At 56.5% G+C, this 25,236-nt stretch carries 22 protein-coding genes and 1 riboswitch; of the genes, 3 read left to right on the top strand and 19 right to left on the bottom strand.

Features of this window, described 5'->3' with window-relative positions:
- Nucleotides 1-78: 78 nt before the first annotated feature.
- From G5182_RS13200 to G5182_RS13180, 5 genes are all read right to left on the bottom strand, one after another.
- Nucleotides 79-840: a Nif3-like dinuclear metal center hexameric protein gene (locus G5182_RS13200; RefSeq protein WP_139472862.1), complete on the bottom strand. Its 762-nt coding sequence runs from the start codon at nt 838-840 to the stop codon at nt 79-81.
- Between the two features lie 144 nt (nt 841-984).
- Nucleotides 985-2,328: a sigma-54-dependent transcriptional regulator gene (locus G5182_RS13195; RefSeq protein ID WP_227340832.1), complete on the bottom strand. Its 1,344-nt coding sequence runs from the start codon at nt 2,326-2,328 to the stop codon at nt 985-987.
- A 76-nt stretch (nt 2,329-2,404) separates the two neighbouring features.
- Nucleotides 2,405-3,439 (bottom strand): sensor histidine kinase, encoded by a 1,035-nt coding sequence (locus tag G5182_RS13190; RefSeq protein ID WP_216954098.1) that lies wholly within the window; start codon nt 3,437-3,439, stop codon nt 2,405-2,407.
- A 106-nt stretch (nt 3,440-3,545) separates the two neighbouring features.
- A complete protein-coding gene (locus G5182_RS13185) occupies nt 3,546-4,967 on the bottom strand; it encodes a sigma-54 dependent transcriptional regulator (RefSeq protein ID WP_216954401.1) in 1,422 nt (473 codons plus the stop codon).
- Nucleotides 4,968-5,235: 268 nt separating this feature from the next.
- Nucleotides 5,236-6,114: a DUF2726 domain-containing protein gene (locus G5182_RS13180; RefSeq protein ID WP_227340833.1), complete on the bottom strand. Its 879-nt coding sequence runs from the start codon at nt 6,112-6,114 to the stop codon at nt 5,236-5,238.
- Nucleotides 6,115-6,310: 196 nt separating this feature from the next.
- Here G5182_RS13180 and G5182_RS13175 point away from each other — a divergent pair, with 196 nt between their 5' ends.
- From G5182_RS13175 to ppx, 3 genes are all read left to right on the top strand, one after another.
- Entirely contained in the window at nt 6,311-6,826 is a 516-nt protein-coding gene (locus tag G5182_RS13175) for a glycine cleavage system protein R (protein WP_227340834.1), read from the top strand.
- A 74-nt stretch (nt 6,827-6,900) separates the two neighbouring features.
- Nucleotides 6,901-8,970, top strand: coding sequence for a polyphosphate kinase 1 (ppk1, locus tag G5182_RS13170; protein ID WP_139734028.1), 2,070 nt, complete (start codon nt 6,901-6,903; stop codon nt 8,968-8,970).
- Complete coding sequence (ppx, locus tag G5182_RS13165) at nt 8,960-10,450, top strand: exopolyphosphatase (RefSeq protein ID WP_184232281.1); 1,491 nt, start codon at nt 8,960-8,962, stop codon at nt 10,448-10,450. Before ppk1 ends, ppx begins: the two co-directional genes overlap by 11 nt.
- A 62-nt stretch (nt 10,451-10,512) precedes the next feature.
- Here ppx and mgtE read toward each other — a convergent pair whose 3' ends face one another.
- From mgtE to G5182_RS13095, 14 genes are all read right to left on the bottom strand, one after another.
- Nucleotides 10,513-11,856, bottom strand: coding sequence for a magnesium transporter (mgtE, locus tag G5182_RS13160; protein WP_216954102.1), 1,344 nt, complete (start codon nt 11,854-11,856; stop codon nt 10,513-10,515).
- Nucleotides 11,857-11,976: 120 nt separating this feature from the next.
- Nucleotides 11,977-12,146, bottom strand: a riboswitch (M-box (ykoK) riboswitch).
- A gap of 176 nt (nt 12,147-12,322) precedes the next feature.
- On the bottom strand, nt 12,323-13,531 hold the full coding sequence (gene flgL / locus G5182_RS13155; protein ID WP_216954104.1) for a flagellar hook-associated protein FlgL: 1,209 nt from the start codon (nt 13,529-13,531) through the stop codon (nt 12,323-12,325).
- A gap of 4 nt (nt 13,532-13,535) precedes the next feature.
- Nucleotides 13,536-15,539 carry a FlgK family flagellar hook-associated protein gene (locus G5182_RS13150; protein ID WP_337072996.1) on the bottom strand — a complete coding sequence of 668 codons (2,004 nt, stop codon included), beginning with the start codon at nt 15,537-15,539 and terminating at the stop codon, nt 13,536-13,538.
- Between the two features lie 3 nt (nt 15,540-15,542).
- Nucleotides 15,543-16,616 (bottom strand): flagellar assembly peptidoglycan hydrolase FlgJ, encoded by a 1,074-nt coding sequence (gene flgJ, locus G5182_RS13145; RefSeq protein WP_227340837.1) that lies wholly within the window; start codon nt 16,614-16,616, stop codon nt 15,543-15,545.
- A 43-nt stretch (nt 16,617-16,659) separates the two neighbouring features.
- A complete protein-coding gene (locus G5182_RS13140; RefSeq protein ID WP_227340838.1) occupies nt 16,660-17,757 on the bottom strand; it encodes a flagellar basal body P-ring protein FlgI in 1,098 nt (365 codons plus the stop codon).
- A gap of 8 nt (nt 17,758-17,765) precedes the next feature.
- Nucleotides 17,766-18,437, bottom strand: a complete 672-nt coding sequence (flgH, locus tag G5182_RS13135) for a flagellar basal body L-ring protein FlgH (protein WP_421173102.1) — start codon at nt 18,435-18,437, stop codon at nt 17,766-17,768.
- 14 nt (nt 18,438-18,451) lie between these two features.
- The gene (gene flgG, locus G5182_RS13130; protein WP_216954109.1) at nt 18,452-19,240 is read right to left on the bottom strand and encodes a flagellar basal-body rod protein FlgG; all 789 of its coding nucleotides are present in this window, start codon (nt 19,238-19,240) and stop codon (nt 18,452-18,454) included.
- A 14-nt stretch (nt 19,241-19,254) separates the two neighbouring features.
- Entirely contained in the window at nt 19,255-20,001 is a 747-nt protein-coding gene (gene flgF, locus G5182_RS13125; RefSeq protein WP_005344530.1) for a flagellar basal-body rod protein FlgF, read from the bottom strand.
- Between the two features lie 137 nt (nt 20,002-20,138).
- Entirely contained in the window at nt 20,139-21,497 is a 1,359-nt protein-coding gene (flgE, locus tag G5182_RS13120; RefSeq protein WP_421173084.1) for a flagellar hook protein FlgE, read from the bottom strand.
- A 10-nt stretch (nt 21,498-21,507) separates the two neighbouring features.
- Nucleotides 21,508-22,248 carry a flagellar hook assembly protein FlgD gene (locus tag G5182_RS13115; RefSeq protein WP_216954111.1) on the bottom strand — a complete coding sequence of 247 codons (741 nt, stop codon included), beginning with the start codon at nt 22,246-22,248 and terminating at the stop codon, nt 21,508-21,510.
- A gap of 15 nt (nt 22,249-22,263) precedes the next feature.
- Complete coding sequence (gene flgC / locus G5182_RS13110) at nt 22,264-22,683, bottom strand: flagellar basal body rod protein FlgC (RefSeq protein ID WP_005344527.1); 420 nt, start codon at nt 22,681-22,683, stop codon at nt 22,264-22,266.
- Complete coding sequence (gene flgB, locus G5182_RS13105) at nt 22,683-23,081, bottom strand: flagellar basal body rod protein FlgB (RefSeq protein ID WP_005344526.1); 399 nt, start codon at nt 23,079-23,081, stop codon at nt 22,683-22,685. The genes flgC and flgB overlap by 1 nt, the downstream gene beginning before the upstream one ends.
- Before the next feature lie 260 nt (nt 23,082-23,341).
- A complete protein-coding gene (locus tag G5182_RS13100; protein WP_005344525.1) occupies nt 23,342-24,166 on the bottom strand; it encodes a CheR family methyltransferase in 825 nt (274 codons plus the stop codon).
- A gap of 19 nt (nt 24,167-24,185) precedes the next feature.
- Nucleotides 24,186-25,097, bottom strand: coding sequence for a chemotaxis protein CheV (locus G5182_RS13095; RefSeq protein WP_005344523.1), 912 nt, complete (start codon nt 25,095-25,097; stop codon nt 24,186-24,188).
- Between the last annotated feature and the right edge of the window lie 139 nt (nt 25,098-25,236).

Genomic DNA, 25,236 nt, shown 5'->3' with positions numbered 1-25,236 from the left:
GGAGGCTTAAGCCTCCCTTGTCATTTCTACCTACCGCACGATAGCAGCGGTTAGGTCGGATTACTCGGCCAAGCGACCCTACACCGGATTGTCGATATCGATAAAGGTGACATCCAGCCCGTGCACGGTCGCCAGCCACTCCCCCAGCGCCTTGACGCCGTAACGCTCGGTGGCGTGATGGCCAGCAGCGTAGAAGTGCATCCCCATCTCGCGAGCGGTGTGAATGGTCTGCTCGGAGGCTTCACCGGAGATAAAGGCATCGATGCCCTGCTCCGCCGCCAGATTGATGTAGCTCTGACCGCCACCGGTGCACCAGGCCACGGAACGGATAAGCTCGGGGCCGCTGTCGCCACAATAGAGTGGTTCGCGGCCAAGGCGTTCGGCAATCAGTTTGGCAAAGTCGGCGCCGCTCATCGGCTCTTCCAGCTTGCCCACCATGGCGACGCTCTTGCTGTTCCACGGCTCCAGACCGCGACGCACCTTGATGTCGAGCAGCTTGGCGAGCTGGGCGTTGTTACCCACCTCGGGATGGACATCCAGCGGCAAATGGTAGGCAAACAGGTTGATATCGTGGGTCAGCAGGGTCTTGAGCCGACGCTGCTTCATACCGGTGATCTGGGCCGGTTCACCGCTCCAGAAGTAGCCGTGATGGACCAGAATGGCATCGGCATCGGCAGCCACCGCCGCGTCGATGAGCGCCTGACTGGCGGTGACACCGGTCACCACCTTGCGAATGCGCTCGCGCCCCTCCACTTGCAAGCCGTTGGGGCAGTAATCCTTGATGGCGTGCGGTTCGAGCAGATGGTTCAGTACGGTTTCGAGTTTTCGATGAGAGATCATAGGGGTCCCTTATTAAGGCTCGGTCCCCTGTTTTACCAATAAAAACAGGGCCCAGGCTCAAAGCGCCAAGGGCCCCATGATAATCGAGCCGGGCCGTCAAGACCATGACAGCCCCCACACCATGACGGTTCTCTTGCCGCTGACTCAGGCTGGCAGGTCGATCCCCGCCTCACGCATCTGGGCCAGCTTGTAGCGCAGAGTGCGCGGGCTGATCCCGAGCCGGTCGGCCACATCCTTGCGACTGCCATTGCACTCTTGCAGGGTGTCGAGAATGATCTGGTGCTCCTGCTGCTTGAGCTCGCTGCCGAGGCGATCGCCGCCATAGCTGCGCTCCACGCTGACAAACTCCATCTCCTGCTCGTCCAGCTCTTCCAGAATGAGGTGGTCACAATCAATGACCCCGTCGGGGCTAAGGATCAGGGCACGCTGTACCACGTTATCCAGCTCCCGCACATTGCCGGGCCAGGGATGAGAGAGCAGCCGCTCGCGCGCCTGCGGCTCCAGCTGCGGGGTGGGCAGCCCTTGCTGGCTGGCATGCAGGGCCAGCAGGTGCTCCGCCAGCGGCAGAATGTCGCCGGGCCGCTCACTCAGGGCAGACCATCGCAGCGGGAAGACGTTGAGGCGATAGTAGAGATCTTCGCGGAACAGGCCATCCTGCACCGCTTTTTTCAAATCCCGGTTGCTGGTGGCGATAACTCGCACATCCAGCGGGATCATCTTGCGACTGCCGAGCCGCTCCACCTCTTTCTCCTGCAACACCCGCAGCAATTTGGCTTGCAGCCCCTGATCCATCTCGGTGATCTCGTCAAGCAGCAGGGTGCCCCCCTGCGCCTGCTCGAACTTGCCCGGGCACCCCTGTACCGCACCAGTGAAGGCTCCCTTCTCGTAGCCAAACAGGGTTGCCTCCAGCATGTTTTCCGGAATGGCGGCGCAGTTGATGGCGACGAAAGGCTGCTCGGCGCGGCTGGAGTTGTCGTGAATGTAACGGGCCAGCACCTCTTTACCCGTCCCGCTCGGGCCGGTCACCATCACGGTCGCTTCGCTTCTGGCCACCCGGGTCGCCAGCTGGAACAGCTCGGCAGTTTTGGGATCCCCGTAGACCACGGCACGTTTTTCCACCTTCTGAGCAGGCACATAGCGGCTGACCTGATTGAGCAGCACCTCCGGCGAAAAGGGCTTGGCCAGATAGTCGATGGCCCCTTCGCGCATGGCGCGCACCGCGCCGTCGATATTGGCGTAGGCGGTCATCAGCAACACAGGTATCTGCGGATATTGCTGGCGGATGGTAGCCAGCAGGGTGAGGCCGTCCATTCCCCCCATCTGGATATCGGAGATCACCATGTCAAACGGCTGACGGGAGAGGGCCAGCAGAGCACGCTCGCCGCTGTCCGCTTCGCGGCACTCATAACCGCCGAGCAAAAGGGTATCCACCAGCGCTTCGCGCAGGCCATTGTCATCTTCTACAACCAGGATCCGGGCCTGAGTCATGCTACACCTCCCACGACAGCCAACCTGGCCGCATTGATATGGCTCCCTCTCGGCAGGCACAGCTCCTTAACAAGGCTCATGCTGCACCTCCAAGTTGCACCTGCTGCTGATGCAGGGGGAACGACAGAGTAAAACAGGTGCCTTCACCGGGAACCGAGGCCACACCGACCTCCCCCTGATGGGCACGCACGACGGATTGCACCACCGCCAGCCCGAGGCCAGTGCCTTGGGAGCGGGTGGTAAAGAAGGGTTCGAATACCTGACCAAGCAGGTGAGAAGGGATCCCCTTGCCATTGTCGATGACACGCATCTCCACCCGGACACCACTGCGCACCGCGCTGACCAAGAGTGACGTGGCCCCCGCCTGCTGGGCATTGGCGATCAGGTTGTTGATGGCGCCCGCCAGTGCGCTGCTGTTGGCCAGCAGGCAGAGATCGGGCTCCGGCGCCTCTATGTGCAGTTCGCAGCCCTGTTGCTGACAGAAAGCCTCGGCACCAGCCTGCACTTCAGCCAGCAAGCCCTGTACCGAGATGGGGGTGACCACCTGATTGTCGCCATTGCGGGCAAACAGCAGGATGTCGTTGATCTGCTTCTCCAGATCCTGGAGGCGGGCCATCAGCTTTTGCTGAAACTGGCTGCGGGACTCCGGCTTGAGGGTACGGTTGGCCAGGTTGGCGGCATAGAGCATGGCGGCGGAGAGCGGAGTGCGGATCTGGTGGGCGAGCGAAGCCGCCATATTGCCCAGCGCCGACAGCCGCTTCATGTGGTTGATGCGATCCTGAAGCTTGCGGGTTTCAGTGAGGTCATTGATAAAGACCAGCTGGCCGCTCTGATCCGGCAGCGGCTGGGTAGAAAGCTGGACCCGTCGTCCATCGCGCAGGGAGATCTCGTGGCCATCATCCTCACGTGGTTCAAAACAGCGGGCAATGATGCGGCGCCAGAGCTCTCCTTCCAACGGCTCCCCCAGCAGGGAGATGGCTGCCGGATTCGCGCGGGTGACCACCCCAGCCCCGTCAAGCAGCAACACCCCGGTGGGGAGCGCCTTGAAGATGGCATAGAGCTGGCTCACTTCGTGGGACTGGAGTGGCATGTCCTGCTGCTGGATCGTCATAAACCTGACCTCAAACTGGCTATTGGGTCAGGTCATTCAATTTCCATGCCACTAAAATATGTTAATTAAAACAATAGATTGCATGTTAACGTCAAGGCTTTGACCCTTAAACGTCCTTGCTCATCCCGTACTTTTTCATCTTCTCTACCAGGGTGGTACGGCGCATGCCGAGCAGATCGGCGGCGCGGGCCACCACCCCGTCCTGCGACTCCAGCGCCTGGCGGATCAGCTCGACTTCAAGGTCGGCCAGCATCTCCTTGAGATTGACCCCCTCCTCCGGCAGTTGCATGGTGCGGGCAGAGGCGAGGGGGTGATCCAGCTCCGGCGGCTCCTGGAACACCGCCGCCAGCGCATCCCGCTCATCCATCTCGGTCAGCCGCTCATCCCGCGGCTCGCTCGGCAACAGACGATAACGACTCGGCAGATCCGCCACATCGACGATCTGTTGCGGGTAGAGGATAAGCAGCCGCTCCAGCAGGTTGGAAAGCTCGCGCACATTGCCCGGCCAGGGGTACTGCATCAGCGACTCCAGCGCCCGCTGGGTCAGACGGATCACACTGTGGTGCTGCTCCGCGTGACGGTTGAGCAACTCCTGCAGCAGCAGCGGAATGTCATCGATGCGATCCCGCAGTGGCGGGGTCTCAATGGGGAAGACGTTGAGGCGGTAGTAGAGATCTTCACGAAAACCCTGACTGCGGATCAATGCCTCCAGATCCCGATGGGTCGCCGCAATGATGCGCACATCGGCCTGAATGGGTTTGCCGCCACCGACCCTGTCGAACAGCCGCTCCTGCAATACCCGCAGCAGTTTGACCTGCATCGGCATCGGCATGTCGCCAATCTCGTCGAGGAACAGAGTGCCCCCCTGCGCCAGCTCGAAACGACCGCGACGAGCTGCGATGGCGCCGGTAAAGGCTCCCTTCTCGTGACCGAACAGTTCGCTCTCAAGCAACTCGGCAGGAATGGCACCACAGTTGATAGGCACAAAGGGGCCACTACTGCGGGCCGAGAGTTCGTGAATGGCACGGGCCACCACTTCTTTGCCGGTTCCCGATTCACCAAGGATCAGCACGTTGGCATCGGTCTCGGCCACCTGGCTGATGAGGCGGCGAACCTCCTGGATCCCCTTCCCTTTGCCCACCAGCAAACGCAGCAACGTCTGCCCCTTGTCGTGGGTCTGTTGACGGGGATGGAGAGAGACAAAAGCCTGACAGAAGTGCAGGTGACGAGTCAGCGACTCATAGGTAAAGGGAGCCTGGGCAACACCGATAAAGTTGCTGTTGGGCAGTTCCGCCTCAACCAGCGAGATAAAGGGGGTACGAGGGAAAGCGGCAAGTAACTCGGGCAAGGTGCGACCTGCCAGTTCACCCACCAGCACCCCTTGCAGTGGGCCAGAAGATTCGATGGCGACATCCAGGTCCCCTTCTGCGACATCCTGCCACAGGATCCCCATAAACGTGAGCACGGTTCCCAACTGCTGGCGCCGCTGCGCATCGGCATCAACAATCAACACGCCCATCTCCACCATATCCATCCCTCGCGATATCCTGAACTAACTTATTGTTTTATTTAGTAATAAAACAGCTACTGACTGTCTTTTTGCAGGCACACAAAGTGCCAAAAAACCGACACATTGTCAAAAATTGTCGTATTCAGGCTAAGTGTATCGATAGAAACGGGAGATTAGATAAATTTTGCCGAGGAATTTTCTGCATTGGCGCCGCTAGCAAACGCCGCCAATGGCGGAAAGAAAACTGCCCTCGTCAGAGGGCAGCATGCAATACGGTCAGATGAACTCAGTGGCTGTGGTGGTGATGCGGCGCCGCATAACGACACGCGGGAAAACGACTACAGGCCAGGAAGAGTCGACCGGCGTGGGGGCCTTTTTTCGCCTCCCGCTCCACCAGAGGTGCATCACAACGAGGGCAGTGGTGTACCTCGTGCTCTTCATCATCTTCCACATCGGCGAACAGGCTATCGACCAACTCCCCCTCACTCTGTGGCGCCTCCACCATCCCCTTGACCTGGATGGCGGGCTCGTGGAGCGACGCAGGCGAGATGGCCTCGGCATGGGCATTGCGGCCACGCATCCCGGCACCGACATCCACGCCGTCCAGCAACAGAGGATTGAACGTCGGCTCGCGCCGCGCCCCGTGCGGCAGATCATCGATCAATGGTTCGCTGGTTTTGACCAGCAGTGGCAGGATCTGTTCGCGCAGCTCTTCCACCAGATAGCTGGCACTTGCCGGGATCTGCAGCAACGGCAGTCCGGCGCTGTCGCAGGCGGTTTTCAGAAAGAGATCCCGCGCCTTGCGCTTCTGGTGACGGTGGGAGCTGTCATCGAGTTCGATGGCACAGATAAAGGAGAGATCAGCGGGGTGGCAAAGCAGATAGTCGAAATGCTTGGCGCTGATCTTGTTGAAGTACTGCTGCCATTTGCTTTTGCCGATCCCGGCCTGCGGCGTCAGCACATCAGCCACCCGCACCTTGGCAAAGACCCGGGCCTTGTCACCCACCGCCAGATCCAGCACCCCGAGAAAGGAGCGCTCGGCGGGACTGAACAGGGTCTCCTGCATATCATAGGGCAGGCGCTTTTGCTGTCTGCCTCTGCTCCAGAAGATCGCCAGCACAAGCAGCGCCAGCAACAACAATCCCGATAGGACAAGGGTATTCATGAGAGCACGATCCATTTCACGACACGAAAGGGGAATTACTTTACCACAGCCGCCACGGAGCAAGGCAGCAGACCCGTGTATAGAAAGTGAAAAGTCCCGTCTTTTTATCTATTTGTCAGCAGGCGGGGGTTCATATGACCAGCCCCAGCAGGCACAATAGGGATAGAGCGAGAAATCCCATTTCAAGGAGAGCAGGATGCAAAAGCAATTGGTGGTCACCGTGATCGGTGCAGACAAACCCGGGATCGTCGAGAGTCTGGCAGCAGTCATCAGCCGCGAGCAGGGCAACTGGCTGGGCAGCGCCATGAGCGAACTGGCGGGCCAGTTTGCCGGTATTCTCCATGTCTCTGTCCCCGATGAGCACTATCGCAGCCTGTGCGAAGCACTGGCCCTGCTACCGGGTCTGACCATCAGCTTTGCCGAAGGGACACCTACCGCCGAGCCAGCCCATCAAGTCATGATGACAGTGACCGGCAACGACCGCCCCGGCATCGTCCATGAAGTAGCCAGCATCCTGCGCCAGCTCGAGATCAACGTGGCCGATCTCACCACCGGCTGTGAACCGGCTCCCCACTCCGGCGCCCCGCTCTTCTATGCCCATGCGCTGGTTGCCCTGCCCGACGGGCTCGCGATGGATAAGCTGATCACCGCGCTGGAATCCCTCTCCGACGATCTGGTGGTCGACATCGACGAAGCGTTCAGCGAGCAGTAACAATACTGTCATTTATTTGTCATATATTAACGCCATAACTGCCGCGCAGACGCGACCTGAAACAGAGGCACAAGATGAGCACCGACAAGCAGTATGAAGAGAAAGAGCTAAGCTGGCTCTCATTCAATGAACGGGTGTTGCAAGAGGCAATGGACAAGACGGTGCCCCTCATCGAGCGGGTTCGTTTTCTGGGGATCTTCTCCTCCAACCAGGATGAGTTCTTCAAGGTACGGGTATCGGACGTCAAGCGTCGCATCCTCATCAATGAAGTACATGGTGGCGACGATGAAGCGAAAGTGCTGCTGCGCGCCATCCAGCAAAAAGTGATGGCGCTCGGTGAAGCGTTCGACAACACCTATAAGGAGCTGTTGATTGCGCTGGCCCGCCACAACATCTTTCTGGTCAACGAGAACCAGCTCTCCGATGCCATTCAGAAATGGCTGCGGGTCTTCTTCAAGGAGAAGGTGCTGCGCCACATCATCCCGATCCTGCTCAACAAAGAGGTTAATCCGGTCAAATTCCTCAAGGATGAGTACACCTATCTGGCCATCGAGATGAAGAAGAACGGTCAGGTGATCCAGTACGCTCTGGTGGAAGTGCCGACCGACGACCTGCCCCGCTTCTTCCAGCTGCCGCCGGAAGGGACCCGCCGCAAGAAGCAGATCATCATTCTTGATAACGTCATCCGCTTCTGCCTCGACGAGATCTTCAAAGGCTTCTTCGACTACGACGAGATTGCCGCTTATGCGGTGAAGCTGACCCGGGATGCCGAATATGATCTCTCCGACCAGCTGGACTTGAGCCTGGTGGACAAGATGAGTGACGGCTTGAAGCAGCGCCTCACCGCCATGCCGGTGCGCTTCGTCTACGAGCGGGAGATGCCCGCCGCCATGATAAGCTTCCTGAAACTCAAGCTGCAGATCAGCTCCTACGACGCCATCATGCCGGGTGGGCGCTATCACAACTTCAAGGATTTCATCGGCTTCCCCAACGTGGGTCGTGACTATCTGGAAAACCCCAAACTGCCGGCCCTCGATTGCCGCGATTTTGACGGCTTCGTCAACGCCTTCGATGCCATCACCAAGCAGGATATTCTGCTCTACTACCCGTATCACAAGTTCCACCACTTCACCGAGCTAGTGCGCCAGGCGGCGTTCGATCCGGCGGTCAGCGCCATTCGCATCAACATTTATCGGGTGGCCAAGAAGTCGCGGATCATCCACTCCCTTATCGATGCCGCCAACAACGGCAAGAAGGTGACCGTGGTGGTCGAGCTGCGCGCCCGTTTCGACGAGGCGGCCAACATCGACTGGGCCAACATCCTTACCGATGCCGGAGTCAAGGTGGTGTTCGGGGTACCGAGCCTCAAGATCCACTCCAAGCTCTGCCTCATCACCCGTCACGAAAATGGCGAGGCGGTGCGCTATGCCCATATCGGCACCGGAAACTTCAACGAGAAGACCGCCAAGATCTACACCGACTTCTCGCTGCTCACCCGCAATCCGGATATCACCGCCGAAGTGGAAGGGGTGTTTGAATACATCGAGTACCCCTATCGGCGCTACAAGTTCAACCACCTGCTGGTCTCCCCCATCAACAGCCGCCGTCAGCTCTATCGCCTCATCGACAACGAGCTCTCCAACGCCAAGGCGGGCCAGCCGAGCGGCATCATCCTCAAGATCAACAATCTGGTGGACAAGGATCTCATCAACCGCCTCTATGCCGCCGGTCAGGCGGGAGTACCGATCCAGATGATCATCCGTGGCATGTGCGCCCTGCGTCCGGGCGTACCGGGCCTCAGTGACAACATCAAGGTGATCAGCATCATCGACCGCTTCCTCGAGCACCCGCGGGTGATGGTGTTCCACAACAAGGGCAACCCCCAGCTCTATATCTCCAGCGCCGACTGGATGAGCCGCAATATCGACGGCCGGATCGAGGTGGGCACCCCCATTTATGACGAGCGGCTCAAGCAGCGCATCATGGACATTCTCGAGCTACAACTGAGTGATACCTGCAAGGCGCGGGTCATCGATGCCGACCAGCAGAACGAATATGTGAAGCGGGGCAACCGCCGCAAGATCCGCTCTCAGGTGGCTATTTACGACTATCTCAAACGTATCGAGTCAAACAATGGACAATAGTCTCTATGCCGCCGTGGATCTCGGCTCCAACAGTTTTCATATGGTGATCGCCCATCTGAGCGAAGGGCGTTTTCGCATCGTCGATCGCATTAAGGAGCGGGTGCGGCTGGCGGAAGGGATGGATGAGCAAAAGCGGATGAGCCCGGAGGCGATGGAACGCGGCCTCGCCTGCCTGTCGCTGTTTGCCGAGCGGCTCACCAACATCAAACCGGATCAGATCCGCATCGCCGGTACCTACACATTGCGCCGTGCCAGCAACGCGCGCGAATTTGTGAGTGAAGCAGCCAAGGTGCTCAACCACCCCATCGAGATCATCAGCGGGCAGGAAGAAGCACGGCTCATCTATCAGGGGGTTGCCCATACCCAGCATATCGAGGGCCAGGTACTGGTGATCGATATCGGCGGCGGCAGCACCGAACTCATCATCGGTGAAGGGTTTGAACACAAGGCCCTCACCAGTCGCAAGATGGGCTGCGTCAGCTTTACCCAAAGCTTCTTCGCCAGCGGCAAGCTGAGCGACAAGCACTTCACCAATGCCGTGCTGGAGGCGCAGCACCAGCTCGCCCCCATCGTCAACCAGTACCGCAAGCTGGGCTGGCAGAGCTGCCTTGGCAGCTCAGGCTCCATTCGTACGGTACGGGATGTACTGCAAGGCGAAGGGCTGACTGACGGCAGCATTACGCTGGAGGGGCTGGAGCGGCTCAAGGCGCTGATGATTGAGCGCAAGCGAGTCGATAACCTCAAACTGGTCGGGCTTACCGAGGAGCGTCAGGAGGTGTTTGCCGCTGCGGTCGCCATCCTGCTCGGGCTGTTTACCTCGCTGCCCATCGAGCGGCTCGACTACTCCGACGGTGCGCTGCGTGAAGGGTTGCTTTATGAATTCGAGGAGCGCTTGCAGCACCACGATATTCGCGAGCGTACCGCACAGGCGCTCGGTACCCACTACCGGATGGACAAAAAACAGGCAGCCCGGGTGGAGCAGAGCGTACTGACCCTGTTTGATGCCTTGCAAGAGCCCTGGCAGATGGAAGTAGAGCCCTATCGAGCCATCCTCGGCTGGGCGGCCCGGCTTCACGAAATTGGCCTTGCCATCAACTACAGCGGCATTCATCGCCACTCCGCCTATATCCTGCAACACACCGACCTGCCTGGCTTCAACCAGGACGATCAGGCGCTGCTGGCTGCGCTGGTACGCTTTCAGCGCAAGGGGCTCAAGCTCTCCGAGCTGCCGCCCCTACCCAACCACGACATGCAGACGGTGCTGCGCTGCATCCGCATCCTGCGCCTCGCAGTCGCCGCTCACCACAAGCGTCAGGACAACCTGCTGCCTGAGTGGAAAGTCGCAGTGCAAGGGGATCAGCTGGTCGTGACCCTGCCGATCGACTGGTGCGAGGAGAACCGTCTCCTGATGCAGAATCTGGAGAAGGAGCATCGTTATTGCCAGGAGCAGGGCTGGCCACTGTTGTTCCAGCTCGGCTAAACCGGAAAAAGATAAATGCAAAAGGCAGCCCAATGGCTGCCTTTTGCATCTCAATCTCCCGGTTACTGCAACTCGGGCAGCAACAGCTTGGCCATCTCGAAGTAGATGATAAGGCCGGTACCATCCACCAGCGTCGCGATGAAGGGTGCAGAGACCACCGCCGGATCGATGCGGAAACGACGCAGCACCATGGGAATAATGGATGCGACCGTGGCACTCCAGAGCACGATGGCGATGATAGTAAAGGTCACCACCATGCCAATCTGGGGACCGACGCCGAGACTCCATGCCCGTACCCAGGCCGCCATGGCAATGGCCCCCGAGATGAGCAGACCGGTGGAGAGCTCCTTTTTCAGCACGGTGCCGAGATTGCGCAGACTCACCTCCCCGACCGCCATGGCACGTACTATGGTGGTGGTGATCTGGGTGCCGCTGTTACCGCCAGTACCGATCAGGAGCGGAATGAAGAAGGCCAGCGCGATGGCGGCTTCCAGCTGCTCCTCGAATGCCCGCAGCACGGTGCCGGTGTAAGCTTCCGCCACGAACAGGATAAGCAGCCAGCCCACCCGTTTGCGCCACAACTGCCAGGGGGTCGCCTGCAAGTAAGGGGTATCGAGCGGTGATGAGCCACCCTGCATCTCGGCATCCTCGGTAGATTCAAGCTCCAGGATGTCGGCGGCATCATCGACGTGGAAAATACCGACCAGTCGCCCCTGATCCTCGACCGGCAATACCGACAGGTCGCGGTCGATCAGCAGGCGCGCCGCCAGCTCCTGATCAGCCCGAGCGTTGATCCGCACCGTCTCTCGGTCCATCAGGTTAGCGACACTGGCCTCGGGGTCAGCAATCAGCAAGCTCTTGAGCGAGATACTCCCCTGTAGACGGCCATCCACGTTGACCACATAGATGTGGCGGAACAGCTGGGCATTGTCCCAGGCATCGTGGATCAGCTGCTTGGCCTTGCCGACGGAATCCTGTTCGCTCACTGCCAGATACTCGTGGCGCATATTGGCCCCGACGGACTCAGGCGGCCAATCCAGCAGTGAGTAGTAGATGGCCTGCGCCTGGGTCGGGAAGCGAGCCAGCAACATGGTGCGATCCTGACGACTCAGTTTGCGCAGGATAGCCACCATTTCGCGACGGGGAATAGCCTCCTGCAACACGCTGACGATGCTGCCATGGAGCCGCAGCAAAAGGCGACCGGCACTCTCTGCGGAGAGAGAAGCGATCAGTTCTGCCCCTTCTGACGCAGGCAAGGTGTCAAAGATGCAGTTGAGCTCTTCCGGACGCAGGGTCAGCAGCTGATCGGCGCGCTGAACCGGATCCAGATTGTGTTCCAGCCAGCCTTGCAGGCTGGCGAGATCGAGCAGTTGATGACGGTTGAGAATGGTGTGTGTTTTCTTCATCACAAAGAACCTCATGTGATTTCAGGCAAGCCTGAGCGCGAGCGGAGACCGTTCGCTGTCTGAAAGAAAACAGCAATTTGATTGACGAGTAATAGGCAGGAAATGACGCCGTTCGGCGTGTCATCATCCCCACGTACCAGCTTTAGCACTGCATAACGTATCCGGCATGCCGGAAGCCACTTGGGTTTACACCTTAATCCGATGAAAACTGTCCTGATCTTGGGCGTCTCTGGACGTCGTGAGATCAGTGGCCTGTGTTTATACAGGAGCCTCGCCTAACGAGATGCTGCAAATAATATGCACAACCCTCTGTTGTGCGGGCGGCATGATTATCCAATCCCACAGGGAGGTCAACCCCGCCTCAACCAGGAAACAGGGTATGGCAACAGCTTGTTACAATTGTCGGAACATATCAGGGGAACTCTGCCGGGGATGCATAGCAAAAAGGCCCCATAGGGGCCTTTTCTTAGCGAATATAGTCAAATAGCGTCAGACGACTTATTTTGCTGAACGAGAGCTGCGAGGCACTCAATGCCGCATCCTCTTTTGACAGTGCTGAAATTACCTCATAGAGATCGGCTTCCGACACCTTGGCTCTCGCCTCGGCATTGAGGGTGCTCAACCCCTCGTTGGAACCCATCACCTGCTCCAGACTGTTCATCCGGCCACCCAATTCACCCAGCCCATGATCAATGTTCAAACGGGCATTTTTCATATGAACGGTGGCATCGGCCACTTTTTGCTCAAAACTCTCGGCTGAAATATTGGGATCACGCAGAGCCGTAATGAAGTCTGACATCCCGTTCAACACGTTGTCATTCTTGGGAGGATTGAGAGCAAACTGCTGTGCTGCACCACCTGCAGGCTGATCCAGTGTCAGTTCGAGACCATTGAACGGTATTTTGGTACCGGGAGTGTAATTACCTGTCTGCAGGGTATTGCCACCCGCATCCTTGATATCATAGGTATCGGGCGGGCCAATTGTGGTGGAGACTGTGTAGGTGTTGCTGGGCAGTGCCGGGTCGTAACTGGATTTATAGAAATTATCAAAATCCCCCTGATCCCCGACCCCTACCTTGATATTCGCACTGGTGGCACTGGCGGTTCTTCTGGTTGCTACGATTTCAAACAGATCCTGTCCGGAGTCATTGGCAGCAATTTGCACTGTGGGCGATACCTGAATATTTCGCTGGCCAGGATCTCCCTGATAAATGTATTTACCGTTGGCATCTTTCACATAGGGCTGGGTCTTGCTCTGATTGCCCCCGAAAATAAATTCACCCGATGAGTTCTTGCTGTTCATCAGGTCAAACATTTGCTGCTGCAACCCTTCCAGTTCACTGGCAATGGCCTTTCGGTCATCCAGGCTAATGGCACCATTATTGGATTTCTGGATCAGGGTCTGGGCACTGAGCATCGCAGTATTGAGAGAGTCCAATACCGTCTCTTCATGCCCCAGACTGTTCTGCAGCAAACTGCCATTCACCCCGTACTGTTTAAACAGTTCAATCTCTTTGGTCAGCGCCATCTTCTGGCTCATGCCTGCCGGATCCTCACCGGCGCTCTGAAACTTGTTGCCGGTTTGCAGCTGCTGATAGGCCTTGTCCAGTCGCTCGTTGGTATTGGTGAGGGAGTAAAGATTCCGATCGTAGATCATGTTTGTAGTGATGCGCATGACGTTACCTCACGGACGAAAGCAGTGTATCGAAGATGGTTTTGGCCGTACTGACCACCTGCGCGGATGCCGCGTAAGATTGCTGGAAACGGATCAGATTGGCCGCTTCCTCCTCCAGATTGACCCCGGAGACGCTCTCGTAGATCCCGGTACTCTGGATCAGCTTGGATTCATTAGCCTTGAGCAGGGTTTTTGCCTGACTGGTATTGTTACCCACTTCCATCACCAACCCGGAGTAAGCCTGGTTAAAGGTCATCTTGTCGTTGGTCGTCCCACCATTGGTGCTTTTGCGTACCAGATCCTTGTTCTGCAACTCAGCCATTGCCAGACCATTGCTGTTATCAGCAAAACCATTGGTGTTGTAACTAAGCTGGAAGCTGTCGGTTTGTTCTACCGTGCCGGTAATGCTGAACTCGTAGCCCGGGCTCTGTTTCGGGTTGCTGTAGACCGCAGGCCCACCCGGAAAGGGGTTTACTATCGAGGCCATCAAATTCTGCCCTTTGCTGGCTGCCGGCGCGACACCGATCAAGGTAGTGCCATCACCGGCATACACCTCATAATTGCCGTTATTGCCGATCTTGACGATCTGGGGAGCGGCGGGATCCAGGCTGTTGGTACCAAAACCGGAACCCGTTCCGGTATTGAAGATGCCATCGAGCTTGATGTCTGCACTGCCGATGTTGTTGGTAGTCTTCTGTACTTTAAGAGGTGCAGCCAAGGCCAGGTCTTCCGGCCGGTTGATCTGCTGAGCCAGCCCGGCAGCAGCCCCCTTGGTTGGTTGCAGCAGCAGCTTGTCTCCTGCCGCTGGCGTACCGGTGAGATCGATCGAGATCCCGTGGCCAGCCAGTTCAAACGTTGCTGGCGGCGTGGTGCCCGTCGCCACAGAGGTGCGATTACCAGATTTGTCCAGCGAGAACACTTCATATCCGGTCGCACTGCTAAAGCGCACTTCATAGTCGAAGGGGGTTACAGAGCTTCCTTTGCCGGGTACAAAGCTGACATTCGCTCCGACCGACCCTGTGTTGTCGCCATAAGGCAATCCCTTGCTGGTTGGCAGGGTGAAAATATCGCTGCCCAACTCGTTGTCCAGATCCATCCCGAGACGGTTTTGCTGGTTCATGGCATCCGCCATCGCAACGGCCAGCTGGCCCAGTTCACGCTTGGTCGGCTCCAGGTCGGTACGCGCCTTGAACAGCCCTCCCATGGCCCCCCCGAAGGTATCGTGATCGATGAGAGCCTGATTGTCGCCAAGAGTCAGCTGCAACTCCTGATCACGGGAATCGGGATCGCCCGCCACCACCTTGAACTGGGCAACGCCCCCATCCAGGATCAGCGAATGACCAGTGCTCATATTGACCAATACGCTGCCGTTAGCCTGGGTTACGGTACGGATATCCATCTTCTCGGAGAGCTGCCTGATCGCCTCGTCACGCTGATCAAACAGCATCAGGTTCTCTTCGGGAGACCCCTGAGTACGGATGATCGCCTGGTTGAGATCATTGATGCTGGTGAGCAGACTGTTGACCTGCTTGGTCTCATCTTCAATACGGGTGTTGAGGGTATCGCTCTGCTTGTCGAGCTGGGCCGAGAGTGTGTGAAAGCGGTTCACCATACCGCTCAGCTCCGTCATCACTACCTTGCGGCCACCGATCTCGGCGGGTGATTCATTTGCCGAATGAAAGGACTTGAAATAAGAGGTGATGGTCTCCCCTACGCTATTGCTGGTGTCTCCCAGCAGGCGATCCACGCCGGCCAGCTGCTCGTAATGAGTCAGGGATGCGTAAAAGGCAGAGGTATCGCGACGCACTTCTCCCTGCATATAGCTGTTGATTACCCGCTCGGTCCTGATGTCACCTGTGCCAAGACCGATGGCATTGGTATACACCAGCGTACGCTCACGCACATAGCCCTGGCTATTGACGTTTACGATATTGTTACTGGTGCTCTGCAGCAGGCGCTGCTGTGCCAGCACGCCCGATGTACCAATTCCAAGCAGATCGCTTGCCATATGTTACAGCTCCATCTCGTTGTATCGGGCAATGGCATCACTGCGCAATACCTGTTTCAGTTTTCTGGCATAGTGCGGGTCGGTGGCATAACCCGCCTGTTGCAGCGCCTCGAAGTAGCGATCCGGACTGTCCACTCTGGCCAGGGCCCCCTTGTAGCGGGAACCGGAGGTGAGAAAGTCCACATAGTCGTTGAAGCTCTCTTCAAACGAGCCATAGGAACGAAACGCCGCTTTCTGGCGGGACGCCACTCCCTCTTCATATTCCAGGGTGCTGACTACCGCCTTGGGCCCTTCCCAGCGAGGATCGGCCTTGATGCCAAACAGGTTATGGGTCATCTGCCCTTCACCATCCTTGATCACCCGTTTGCCCCAGCCGCTCTCCAATGCCGCCTGAGCGACCAGTACCGCCGGGCTTAACCCCAACTTGTCGGCCGCTTTCTTGGCCAGCGGCATCAGGCGATTAACGAACTCTTCCGGCGTATCGAACTCTTTGCCCCCACTACTGGCGGCACTGCCCTCTTCGCTGGCCATGCGTCCCATGGGCGGAATGCTGCGGTGCGGTCGACGGGGCATAGTGAGTGCGTGGCTCTCCTTGACCCCCTCGGTCATCTCTTTTTCAGCAAAATCTTTGCCAACTTTTGATGCCGAGATCAAATCAGTGGCAGCCGTCTTGGGTGGCTCGTAGGGTTTATAGACCCGTTCCGTCCGTTGCGGCATCTTGAGCACCCGGCCATCCTGATGGACAAATGTCGCCGGTGAGAGCTGCCTAGCCACCATATCAGCCAATCCAAGCCCCCCCTTGCTGGACATGTCTGCCACTCGCTGTTCATCCAGCATCCCTTCATAGAACTGGGTATAGCTGCTGTTCATCGGGTTGTCCTGAGTCAACACCCCGTTGGCCTGACGCATGCTCTGAAACAACATCTGGGTAAAGATTGACTCGAACTGGCGCGCAGCCCCCTGCAGTGCCCCGGCCTGTCCCTCTTTGCTGTGGCTCATCTGGCGCAGACGGTCCAGGTTCTTGATATCCTGCACCACCCCGAGATTCATGCCGCTGTTGGTGTCAAACTCCGCCATTTTGCTTACCTCATTGCCACCCGTGGCAATCACTTGCCGCCAGTTACAATATGACCAGTTGCCCCTCGATGGCACCTGCCTGCTGCAGCGCCTCAAGGATAGCCATCAAATCACCGGGGGCGACCCCGACCTGATTGACCGCTCGGACCAGATCGTCCAGAGTCGCACCGGTATCAAACTTGAACATCCGCCCGGGCTCCTGCTGGACATTGATGGTCGAGTTGTTGGTGACCGTGGTCTCGCCCCCTGCCAGCGGGTTGGGTTGAGAGACCTGCTGGTTTTCGGCTATGGTCACCGTCAGGCCTCCGTGGCTGATGGCCGCCGGTTTGAGCTTCACCTGACTGCCGATAACGATGGTGCCGGTGCGGGAGTTGACGATGATCTTGGCCGCCTCGTTGGCCGGGTCCACCTCCAGGTTCTCGATAGTCGCCAGATAGGAGACTCGCTGGCCCGGATCCCGCGGGGCATAGACCTTGACCGAGGTGGCATCCAGAGCCTGAGCGGTATTGGGCCCCACCAGATCGTTGACTACGTCAGCCAGCCGACGCGCAGTAGTAAAGTCGGGGCGGTTGAGGTTGAAGGTAATCGTATCTCCCTGACTAAATGAGTTGGGCACCTCTCGCTCTACGGTTGCACCATTGGCAATCCGGCCGACGGTCGGAGTATTGACCACTACCTTGGAGCCATCAGCCCCCTCGGCACCCAGCCCGCCTACCACCAGGCTGCCCTGTGCGACTGCATAGACCCGCCCATCCAGCCCTTTCAGGAAACTCTGCAGCAGCGTACCACCGCGCAGGCTCTTGGCCTCACCGATGGCAGAGACAGTGACGTCGATAGTCTGGCCCGGCTTGGCAAACGGCGGCAAATCCGCATGGATCGCCACCGGCGCCACATCCTTGATCTTGGGTTTGATGTTGTCCGGGACCTTGATGCCGAAGTTGTTGAGCATGGTGCGGAAGGTCTGCTCGGTAAAGGCGTTGTTCTTCTCGCCGGTACCTGGCAGACCCACGACCAGACCGTAACCGATCAACTGGTTGCTACGCACCCCCTCTACCGAGCTGATGTCCTTTATCCGGGCGGCATTAGCCATCCCCAAAGGCAGCAGACAGCAGAGCAGAGTAACCAAACGGAGTGACTTCATAACATCTCCTAGAGCGGCCACCAGGGACCATTGAAAAAGCTGGTAAGCCATCCCTGTTCCTGGGTATTGGCAAGATCGCCGGTACCACCATAGTAGATACGGGCATTCGCCACTTTCTGGGATGACACGCTGTTATCCGAGGTGACATCCTCCGGTCTAATCAGACCTGTGATACGGATATACTCATTGCCATTGTTGAGCATGATCCACTTCTCGCCCCGTACCAGCAGATTGCCATTGGGCAGTACCTTGGCCACACTGACCGAAATATTGCCTTGCAGGCTGTTGCTCTGATCCGCCTTGGCCTGCCCCTTGAAGGCACTGCTTTGAGCGATGGATGCGGAGAGATCATAGGGGCTGGCAGTGACAGGCACGCCCCCCAGCGTCACCGGATCCAGATTGAACTTGTTATCCTTGCCACTCTGGGTATTTGCCTTCTTCGAGGCGGAAGTGGACTCGGCCAGCTCGATGGTGATGATGTCACCCACCTTGTGCGCCTTGATATCCGAATAGATGCCATTAACCTGATCCGGCTGAAAAATAGCACCTGTCGGTCTCACCGAGACTGGCTCCGACTCCCCGTATACGGGGGAAAACTCGGGGTCATCAGGCCTGGGTGTATTGGGAGTACTGCTACACCCCCCCAACACCAGCAACCCCAGCATCCATACGCTTTTCATCATGGCTCTCCCCATTAGGTCCGCTGGATCAGGAAGGACATCATGCCATCCACCGCAGAGAGGACTTTAGAGTTCATCTCGTAGACCCGCTGAGCCTGGATCAGATTCACCAGCTCTTCGGTGACGTTAACGTTGGAGCTTTCCAGCATCCCTTGCTTCAAGACCCCCATGCCATCCGCCCCTGCAGTTCCCTGAATGGCTGCACCGCTGGACTGGGTTTCCAGAAACATGTTCTCACCCATCGGCTGCAGACCACTGGCATTGACAAAATCTGACAGGGTGATCTGTCCGACCACTTGAGAAGCACCATCCCCCTTCAGCTGTACCGAGACCTGACCATCAGTGCCGACAGTGACACTCTGGGCATTTTCCGGGATCTGGATTTCTGGCTGCAGGGGATAACCGTTACCCGGCGTCACTATGGTGCCTTCGCTGTTAAGGGTGAATTGCCCATTACGGGTATAGGCCAGGCTGCCGTCGGGCAATTGAATTTCAAAGTAGCCACGGCCACTGATCATCAGATCCAGCGAATTATCCGTAGTCTGTACGTTGCCCTGACTGTGGTTTTTCTGGGTAGCCACCACCTTGGCGCCCGCGCCAAGCATCAAGCCGGAGGGCAACTCGGTATCCGCCGACGAACGGCCGCCGGGCTGATTGATGTTTTGATAGAGCAGATCCTCGAAAATGGCCCGCGATTTCTTGAAACCAACGGTGCTGGCGTTCGCCAGGTTGTTCGAGGTGACCGAAATATTGGTCTGCTGAGCATCCAACCCGGTCTTGCTGATCCAGAGTGCAGGATTCATAGGTAACTCCTTGATTAGCTGATACGCAGCAACTGGGTTTGGGCCTCGTCATTCTCTTCGGCCGTTTTCATCATCTTGACCTGGGTTTCAAACTGTCGTTGTAACCGGATCAGGTTGGTCATCTCATCCACCACATTGACATTGCTCCCCTCCAGGGAGCCGGCGATCAGGCCAACGTTGGCAGAGGCAGGCTCATTCTGGCCATCTTTGCGCCGAAAAAGCCCATCCTGGCCCTTCTCTACCGCATCGGCGGCCGGGTTAACCAGTTTGATCCGCTGAAAATCTTCCGACAAATTCGCGGCGGCCCCTTCAGGACGGCCACTGATGGTGCCATCCCGGTTAATCTCCAGCTTCTCCATCGGCATTGGCAGCACGATGGGTTGACCACCGTCATCCACGACGTTCAAGCCGGTAGAGGTCTGCAGGTTGCCAGTCGCATTGACCTGCAGATTTCCCATACGGGTATAGGCCTCCCCCCCCTTCGGATCTTGCACCGCAATCCAGCCGGGACCATCCACCGCCACGTCAAGATCCCTCCCCGTGGTCATCAACATGCCATGCTGCAGGTTCTGGCCGGGACGTTCCGTCATGGCAAATACCCGACTGGGCAGCCCCTCACCAAAGGCCTGCATGCTGCGGGCCTGCTCGAAATCGGATTTAAAGCCGGTGGTATTGGCATTGGCGAGGTTATTACCGCGAACAGCCAGGCTGTTCATGTTCTCTTTGGCCCCGGACATGGCGATATAAAGCAGGTGATCCATGGGATTCTCCGTCAAACAGATGACTCTGACAGCAGAACTGCAATTTGGATGCCAACAGAAGGGGAATGCCACGCCATTCGACAGTAGAGAACGATAAAAAAACGGGGCACCCAAGGTGCCCCGTCGCCTGAGAGGAATTAACGGATCTGCAAGATGGTCTGCTGCAGCGAACTGTTGACCTCCAGAGAGCGGGAGTTCGCCTGGAAGTTACGCTGGGCAGTGATCAGATCAACCAGTTCGGAGGTCAAATCTACGTTGGATTGCTCCAGCGCCGACGATTTGATGGTACCGAAGGTGCCTGAATTGGGCGTTCCCGGCAAAGCATCGCCGGAGAGCAGGGATTGCCGCCAGGAAGTATCACCCACCTGGGTCAGCCCTTGCGAGTTGGCAAATTTGGCCATGGCCACCATGGCTACCTTGATGGTGGTGGCATTGCTGTAGGTTGCAGAGACAATCCCATCCGGCGTGATCTCGACCTTGGTCAAACGGCCGACAGTGGAACCATCCTGTGACAACTTGTTGACTTCAAACGGTGAGGCATATTGGGTCACAGTGCCGAAAGTGATATCTACCTGCTGGGTAGGATCCGCACCATTGGTAATAATTCCCGCTCCTGCTGCCCCCAACTGCTCCGTTTGGATGTTTGCCGGTGTGGTCGGAGTAATCATTTTACCATCGGCACCAAAGGTAATTCGGGCACCGGCAGGTGCAGGATTCAACCCTGTGGCCATTGTTGGCGTCACCCCTCCGACGATATCGACCGGCTTATCACCTTGATAAAGATACATGCGCCAAGCTGTCGGGCTAGCTGGCTTGGTCAGGTCTGCTGGATCTGCTTCTTTGACAAAATACTGGGTGATAGTGTGAGGTTCACCGAGCGAGTCATAAATCACCACTGAGGTGGATGAGGAGTAGGTTTTGGAATCCTTAGGGTCAAAGGTGGAGGCATCCCCCGCACCATTACCTGCAGGCAGGGGCGATGCGGTGGAAGGCAAGTTGAAACTTGCATCAATCTTGCTGGTTTTGATCGGCTCACCCGCCCGATCAGGGATCTGGATCGGCTTGGTCGCATTGATACTGACCGCCTTGGGTGTGCCATCGGCGTTGATCTCGTAGCCTTGCAGATAGTGGCCCTGATTGTTGACCATATAGCTGTTTTCATTGAGCTTGAATGCACCGGCACGGGTGTAGGTGCGATCCAGGTTGGTCAAACCATCAGAGGTGACAAAGAAGCCGTTCCCCTGAATGGCCAAATCCAGTGCGTTATTGGTAAATTGCAGCGCACCCTGATGGAACTGCTGGGCAACAGCACCGGTCGCCACACCGTTACCGACCTGAGTCTTGGCATTGACAAAGATGGAGTTGGCGTAGACATCCGCAAACTCGGCACGGGACTCTTTAAAGCCCATTGTATTGACGTTCGCAATGTTGTTAGCGGTGACGTTCAAGTCTTTTTGTGCCGCGTTGACACCGCTCAAGGCATTGTTAAATGACATATCCAGCTCCTTAGATCGATGCTGTCGACGTGGTTTTTGACGGAGTAGCCGTCTGGTTTGGATTGGTGCCTGATATTTGCAGGACGGAACTCAGCAGGGTGCTCCCCAGTCCCTTCAAATTAAGCATTGTGGGATTTGTTGCATTCCCCAGGGCAACGCTGTCGACCTTGCCATAAGCGTATGTGGGAATAGTTTCTGCCTTGCCATCCACACTGCCACTGGCCTTGATCACGTATTTGCCTGGCTTGACCCGGTTGCCCGCCTTGTCAGTGCCATCCCAGGCGATCTCCACATTGCCCTTCTGTTCTCCTTCCAGGCTAAATTCCTTGATGACCTGACCCGCCTCGTCTTCAACGATAATCTTGACACCCGCGTATTGATTGGTCGTGCCAACCTGAACGACACCGGAAACAGGGCCCTCCTTGTCCAGATAGCCCACATTGCTGGGCAAGAGTACATTCTGGCCAACCAGAGAAGATGCTTGCAGAGCCTGGCTGGAGATCATCTGCTCATTGAGCTTGCCCATCTGGGTAGACAGACTGCTGATCCCCTCCGAGGTAGACATGGAAGCCATCTGGGAGAGCATCTGGGCATTGTCCACCGGCTTGAAGGGATCCTGATATGATAGTTGCATGGTCAGCAGTTTCATAAACGAAGCCTGATCCAGCTCTTTCTTCGGCGTCGTTGTGGTGCCTGTGGTCTGGGTCGTGGTACGGCCAATGCCGTTCACACTGTTTGTGGTGTCGACCATGTTGCATCCCTCCTATCAGGATTTGCCAAGCTGGAGCGTCTGCTGCAGCATCTTCTTGGCCGAATCTGCAACCTGTACATTGGTCTGGTAGCTGCGCGAGGCATTGATCATGTCAGCCATCTCTTCAACCATGTTGACGTTCGGTTTGAAGATAAAGCCATCCTTGTCCGCCATCGGGTGGTTAGGGTTGTACTCCTTGAGCAGTGGAGCCTTGCTCTCGACAATGCCCTTCACCTCAACGCCGACCGATCCCTGCTTATCTGACATGGCCTGATCGAGCTGAGCGGCAAAAATTGGCCGCCTTGCGTGGTAAGTGTTTTCCACGCTGGAGCTTACGCTGTCCGCGTTGGCCATATTGCTGGCAACCGTATTGAGACGCACGGACTGCGCACTCATGGCCGAGCCGGCAATATCAAAGACCTTGAACAAACTCATCACTGCTCTCCTTTCAGGGCTTTAAGCAGGCCACTGATCTTGCGATTCATAAATTCCAGGGAGGTTTGGTACTCCAGACTGTTGCGCAAGAACTCGCTCCGCTCCTGCTGCACATCCACCGTGTTGCCATCACCCGTATCAGGCTGCAACGGATTGCGGTATTGAACAGTACCGGGGGCATCCATATTCAAGGCAAAGTGCTTTTCACTGGTTGTTACCAGGCCAAAACCCTGTTTATGCTGGGCATCCTGCAATGCCTGTGCAAAGTTGATATCCCTTGCTTTAAAACCTGGCGTGTCCGCATTGGCAATATTGCTGGACAACACCTCGGCACGCTTGGCGCGAACACCCAGCGTGTATTGATGGATACCAAATGCCTTGTCGAATGAAAAAGCCATAGCACACCTCCTGCTTGGTATATTTTGCCTGCAAGAGATGTGCCAGACGATTTTCAAAATGCTGCGGGCCGTCGAGCCTAGCTATAAAAGCCTTTAAACGGAGTGCAAGGATCTGCTGCGCGATAGATAGGAACATGGTGCAATGCCATCACGAATGGAGCTATAAGAATGGAGCCATAAAGAGAGAAGGAGGCACTGTGCCTCCTTCTCTTATAACAATGTCACCAATCACAACTCATTGAATACCATGGGCTGCAACGTTATTTGACCTTGTAAACAATTCCGGGATTGCACCGAATCATCTCGAATCGGTCAGTCAAACCCGCCAGCGATTCCGACGCTCCCAGCATCAGGTATCCACCAGGATTGAGGCTGGATGCAAACTGGTTGAGGATTTTTGACTTCACTTCCGGTGCAAAGTAGATAAGCACGTTACGGCAAAAAATGATGTCAAATTTACCGAGCAGACTATAACTCTCCAGCAGATTGAGCGGCCGAAAGGTGGTCAATTTTCTGACTCGCTCTACCACCCGCATTTTGTTGTCACCATAGGGCTCAAAAAACATCTTCTTGCGCTCTGGCGACAATCCGCGTGCCAAAGCCAGACTGTCATATACCCCTTCCTTGCACTGATTCAGCATGGTAGTCGATATGTCTGTCCCGACAATCTGCACTCCACCGGGCAAGGTACCCGGCTTCTTCATCTGCTGCTCCAGCGCCGTCATGGCGATAGAATATGGCTCCTGTCCCGAAGATGAGGCAGCAGACCAAATCTTGACAGGGCGACCACTTTTGCCCAATTCAGGAAAAATCTTGTCGGTCAGCAGCTGGAACGGATATGTATCACGAAACCAGAGGGTCTCGTTAGTGGTCATCGCATCAACAACCGCCATTTTCAGGTCACGCTCTCGTACACTCATTGCACGGGTGACCAGTTCAGACAGACTCTCGATGCCAAACTGTGCCATCAAAGGTGAAAGACGGCTCTTCACCAGATACTGTTTGTTATCACCCAGCACGATCCCGCTCTGAACCGCAAGAAAGTTGCTGAACTGTTTGTATAAGTCATCCGAAAGTGTCTTCATGCAGCTGTTCTTCTTTAAATTAGAGTGCGTTTTGTACGGCTTTGGCCAATTCATCAGGCTGGAACTTGGCAATAAAGTTGTTTGCACCAACTTTTTGCACCATAGCCTGGTTAAATACACCACTGAGCGAGGTATGCAGAATAACATGCAAATCTTTGAGATTGGGATTATTCCGGATCTCGGCAGTGAATGTATAGCCATCCATCTCGGGCATTTCGATATCGGAAATCACCAGCGCAATCTGATCCTTGATAGGGCCATTTTTGGTCATCTCCAGCAGCATGTTCAATGCTTCGCGGCCATCTTTTGCCAGCACGCATTCAACTCCGATCGCCTCCAGCGCACGCTGTACCTGTTTGCGCGCAACCGAAGAGTCGTCAGCAACCAATACGGGACGTCCCAAGGTCGGATGCTCGACACTGGCCTCCACCAGCTCCTGGCTGACCTCAGTAGAAACCGGAGATATTTCGTTGAGAATACGTTCAACGTCGAGGATCTCGACCAACTCGCCATCAACCTCGGTAACCGCCGTCATATAGTTGATGCGACCAGCCCCCTTGGGGGGAGGAAGGATAGATTCCCAGTTCATATTGATGATGCGCTCGACCGAGTGCACCAAAAAACCCTGAATGGAGCGGTTGTACTCGGAGATGATAATGAAGCACTTGCTCAAATCTTCAATGGGGCGCTTGCCCATTGCCATGCTGAGATCGATGACCGAGATAGTCTGGCCACGAATATGAGCCACTCCGCGAATACAGGAGTTCAACTTGGGCATCACGGTCAAGGGGGGGCACTGCAACACTTCACGCACTTTGAATACGTTGATGCCAAATCTTTGACGTCCATTGAGACGAAACAACAACAATTCCAGCCGGTTTTGCCCCACTAGCTGGGTACGTTGGTTGACCGAGTCCAGGATACTGGCCATAAACACTCCCTAAAAACGCTTGGCATTAATCATGCATGCGTGATGGATTGCGTCAGACTATCGATGTGACAACAAACAGATTCTGAAGCAATCATAGTTAAATATGGTGATATGCGTGAACAACTTATCGACCGACGAG

Source organism: Aeromonas sp. 600948 (genome assembly GCF_049174875.1).
GTDB classification, from domain to species: Bacteria; Pseudomonadota; Gammaproteobacteria; order Enterobacterales; family Aeromonadaceae; genus Aeromonas; species Aeromonas veronii_A.
This window is presented reverse-complemented; position numbering and strand designations above follow the sequence as displayed.

What these genes read in the sequence shown, in the direction of transcription:
- flgG (WP_216954109.1), bottom strand. Translation starts at nt 19,240, where the DNA reads ATGAATCCTGCACTCTGGATCAGCAAGACCGGGTTGGATGCTCAGCAG.
- G5182_RS13095 (WP_005344523.1), bottom strand. Translation starts at nt 25,097, where the DNA reads ATGGCCAGTATCCTGGACTCGGTCAACCAACGTACCCAGCTAGTGGGG.
- G5182_RS13200 (WP_139472862.1), bottom strand. Translation starts at nt 840, where the DNA reads ATGATCTCTCATCGAAAACTCGAAACCGTACTGAACCATCTGCTCGAA.
- ppk1 (WP_139734028.1), top strand. Translation starts at nt 6,901, where the DNA reads ATGAGCACCGACAAGCAGTATGAAGAGAAAGAGCTAAGCTGGCTCTCA.
- flgL (WP_216954104.1), bottom strand. Translation starts at nt 13,531, where the DNA reads ATGCGCATCACTACAAACATGATCTACGATCGGAATCTTTACTCCCTC.
- G5182_RS13190 (WP_216954098.1), bottom strand. Translation starts at nt 3,439, where the DNA reads ATGACGATCCAGCAGCAGGACATGCCACTCCAGTCCCACGAAGTGAGC.
- flgF (WP_005344530.1), bottom strand. Translation starts at nt 20,001, where the DNA reads ATGGATCACCTGCTTTATATCGCCATGTCCGGGGCCAAAGAGAACATG.
- flgH (WP_421173102.1), bottom strand. Translation starts at nt 18,437, where the DNA reads ATGAAAAGCGTATGGATGCTGGGGTTGCTGGTGTTGGGGGGGTGTAGC.
- G5182_RS13140 (WP_227340838.1), bottom strand. Translation starts at nt 17,757, where the DNA reads ATGAAGTCACTCCGTTTGGTTACTCTGCTCTGCTGTCTGCTGCCTTTG.
- flgJ (WP_227340837.1), bottom strand. Translation starts at nt 16,616, where the DNA reads ATGGCGGAGTTTGACACCAACAGCGGCATGAATCTCGGGGTGGTGCAG.
- G5182_RS13100 (WP_005344525.1), bottom strand. Translation starts at nt 24,166, where the DNA reads ATGAAGACACTTTCGGATGACTTATACAAACAGTTCAGCAACTTTCTT.
- mgtE (WP_216954102.1), bottom strand. Translation starts at nt 11,856, where the DNA reads ATGAAGAAAACACACACCATTCTCAACCGTCATCAACTGCTCGATCTC.
- flgC (WP_005344527.1), bottom strand. Translation starts at nt 22,683, where the DNA reads ATGAGTTTGTTCAAGGTCTTTGATATTGCCGGCTCGGCCATGAGTGCG.
- G5182_RS13115 (WP_216954111.1), bottom strand. Translation starts at nt 22,248, where the DNA reads ATGGTCGACACCACAAACAGTGTGAACGGCATTGGCCGTACCACGACC.
- flgE (WP_421173084.1), bottom strand. Translation starts at nt 21,497, where the DNA reads ATGTCATTTAACAATGCCTTGAGCGGTGTCAACGCGGCACAAAAAGAC.
- G5182_RS13175 (WP_227340834.1), top strand. Translation starts at nt 6,311, where the DNA reads ATGCAAAAGCAATTGGTGGTCACCGTGATCGGTGCAGACAAACCCGGG.
- G5182_RS13150 (WP_337072996.1), bottom strand. Translation starts at nt 15,539, where the DNA reads ATGGCAAGCGATCTGCTTGGAATTGGTACATCGGGCGTGCTGGCACAG.
- G5182_RS13195 (WP_227340832.1), bottom strand. Translation starts at nt 2,328, where the DNA reads ATGACTCAGGCCCGGATCCTGGTTGTAGAAGATGACAATGGCCTGCGC.
- G5182_RS13180 (WP_227340833.1), bottom strand. Translation starts at nt 6,114, where the DNA reads ATGAATACCCTTGTCCTATCGGGATTGTTGTTGCTGGCGCTGCTTGTG.
- flgB (WP_005344526.1), bottom strand. Translation starts at nt 23,081, where the DNA reads ATGGCTTTTTCATTCGACAAGGCATTTGGTATCCATCAATACACGCTG.
- ppx (WP_184232281.1), top strand. Translation starts at nt 8,960, where the DNA reads ATGGACAATAGTCTCTATGCCGCCGTGGATCTCGGCTCCAACAGTTTT.
- G5182_RS13185 (WP_216954401.1), bottom strand. Translation starts at nt 4,967, where the DNA reads ATGGTGGAGATGGGCGTGTTGATTGTTGATGCCGATGCGCAGCGGCGC.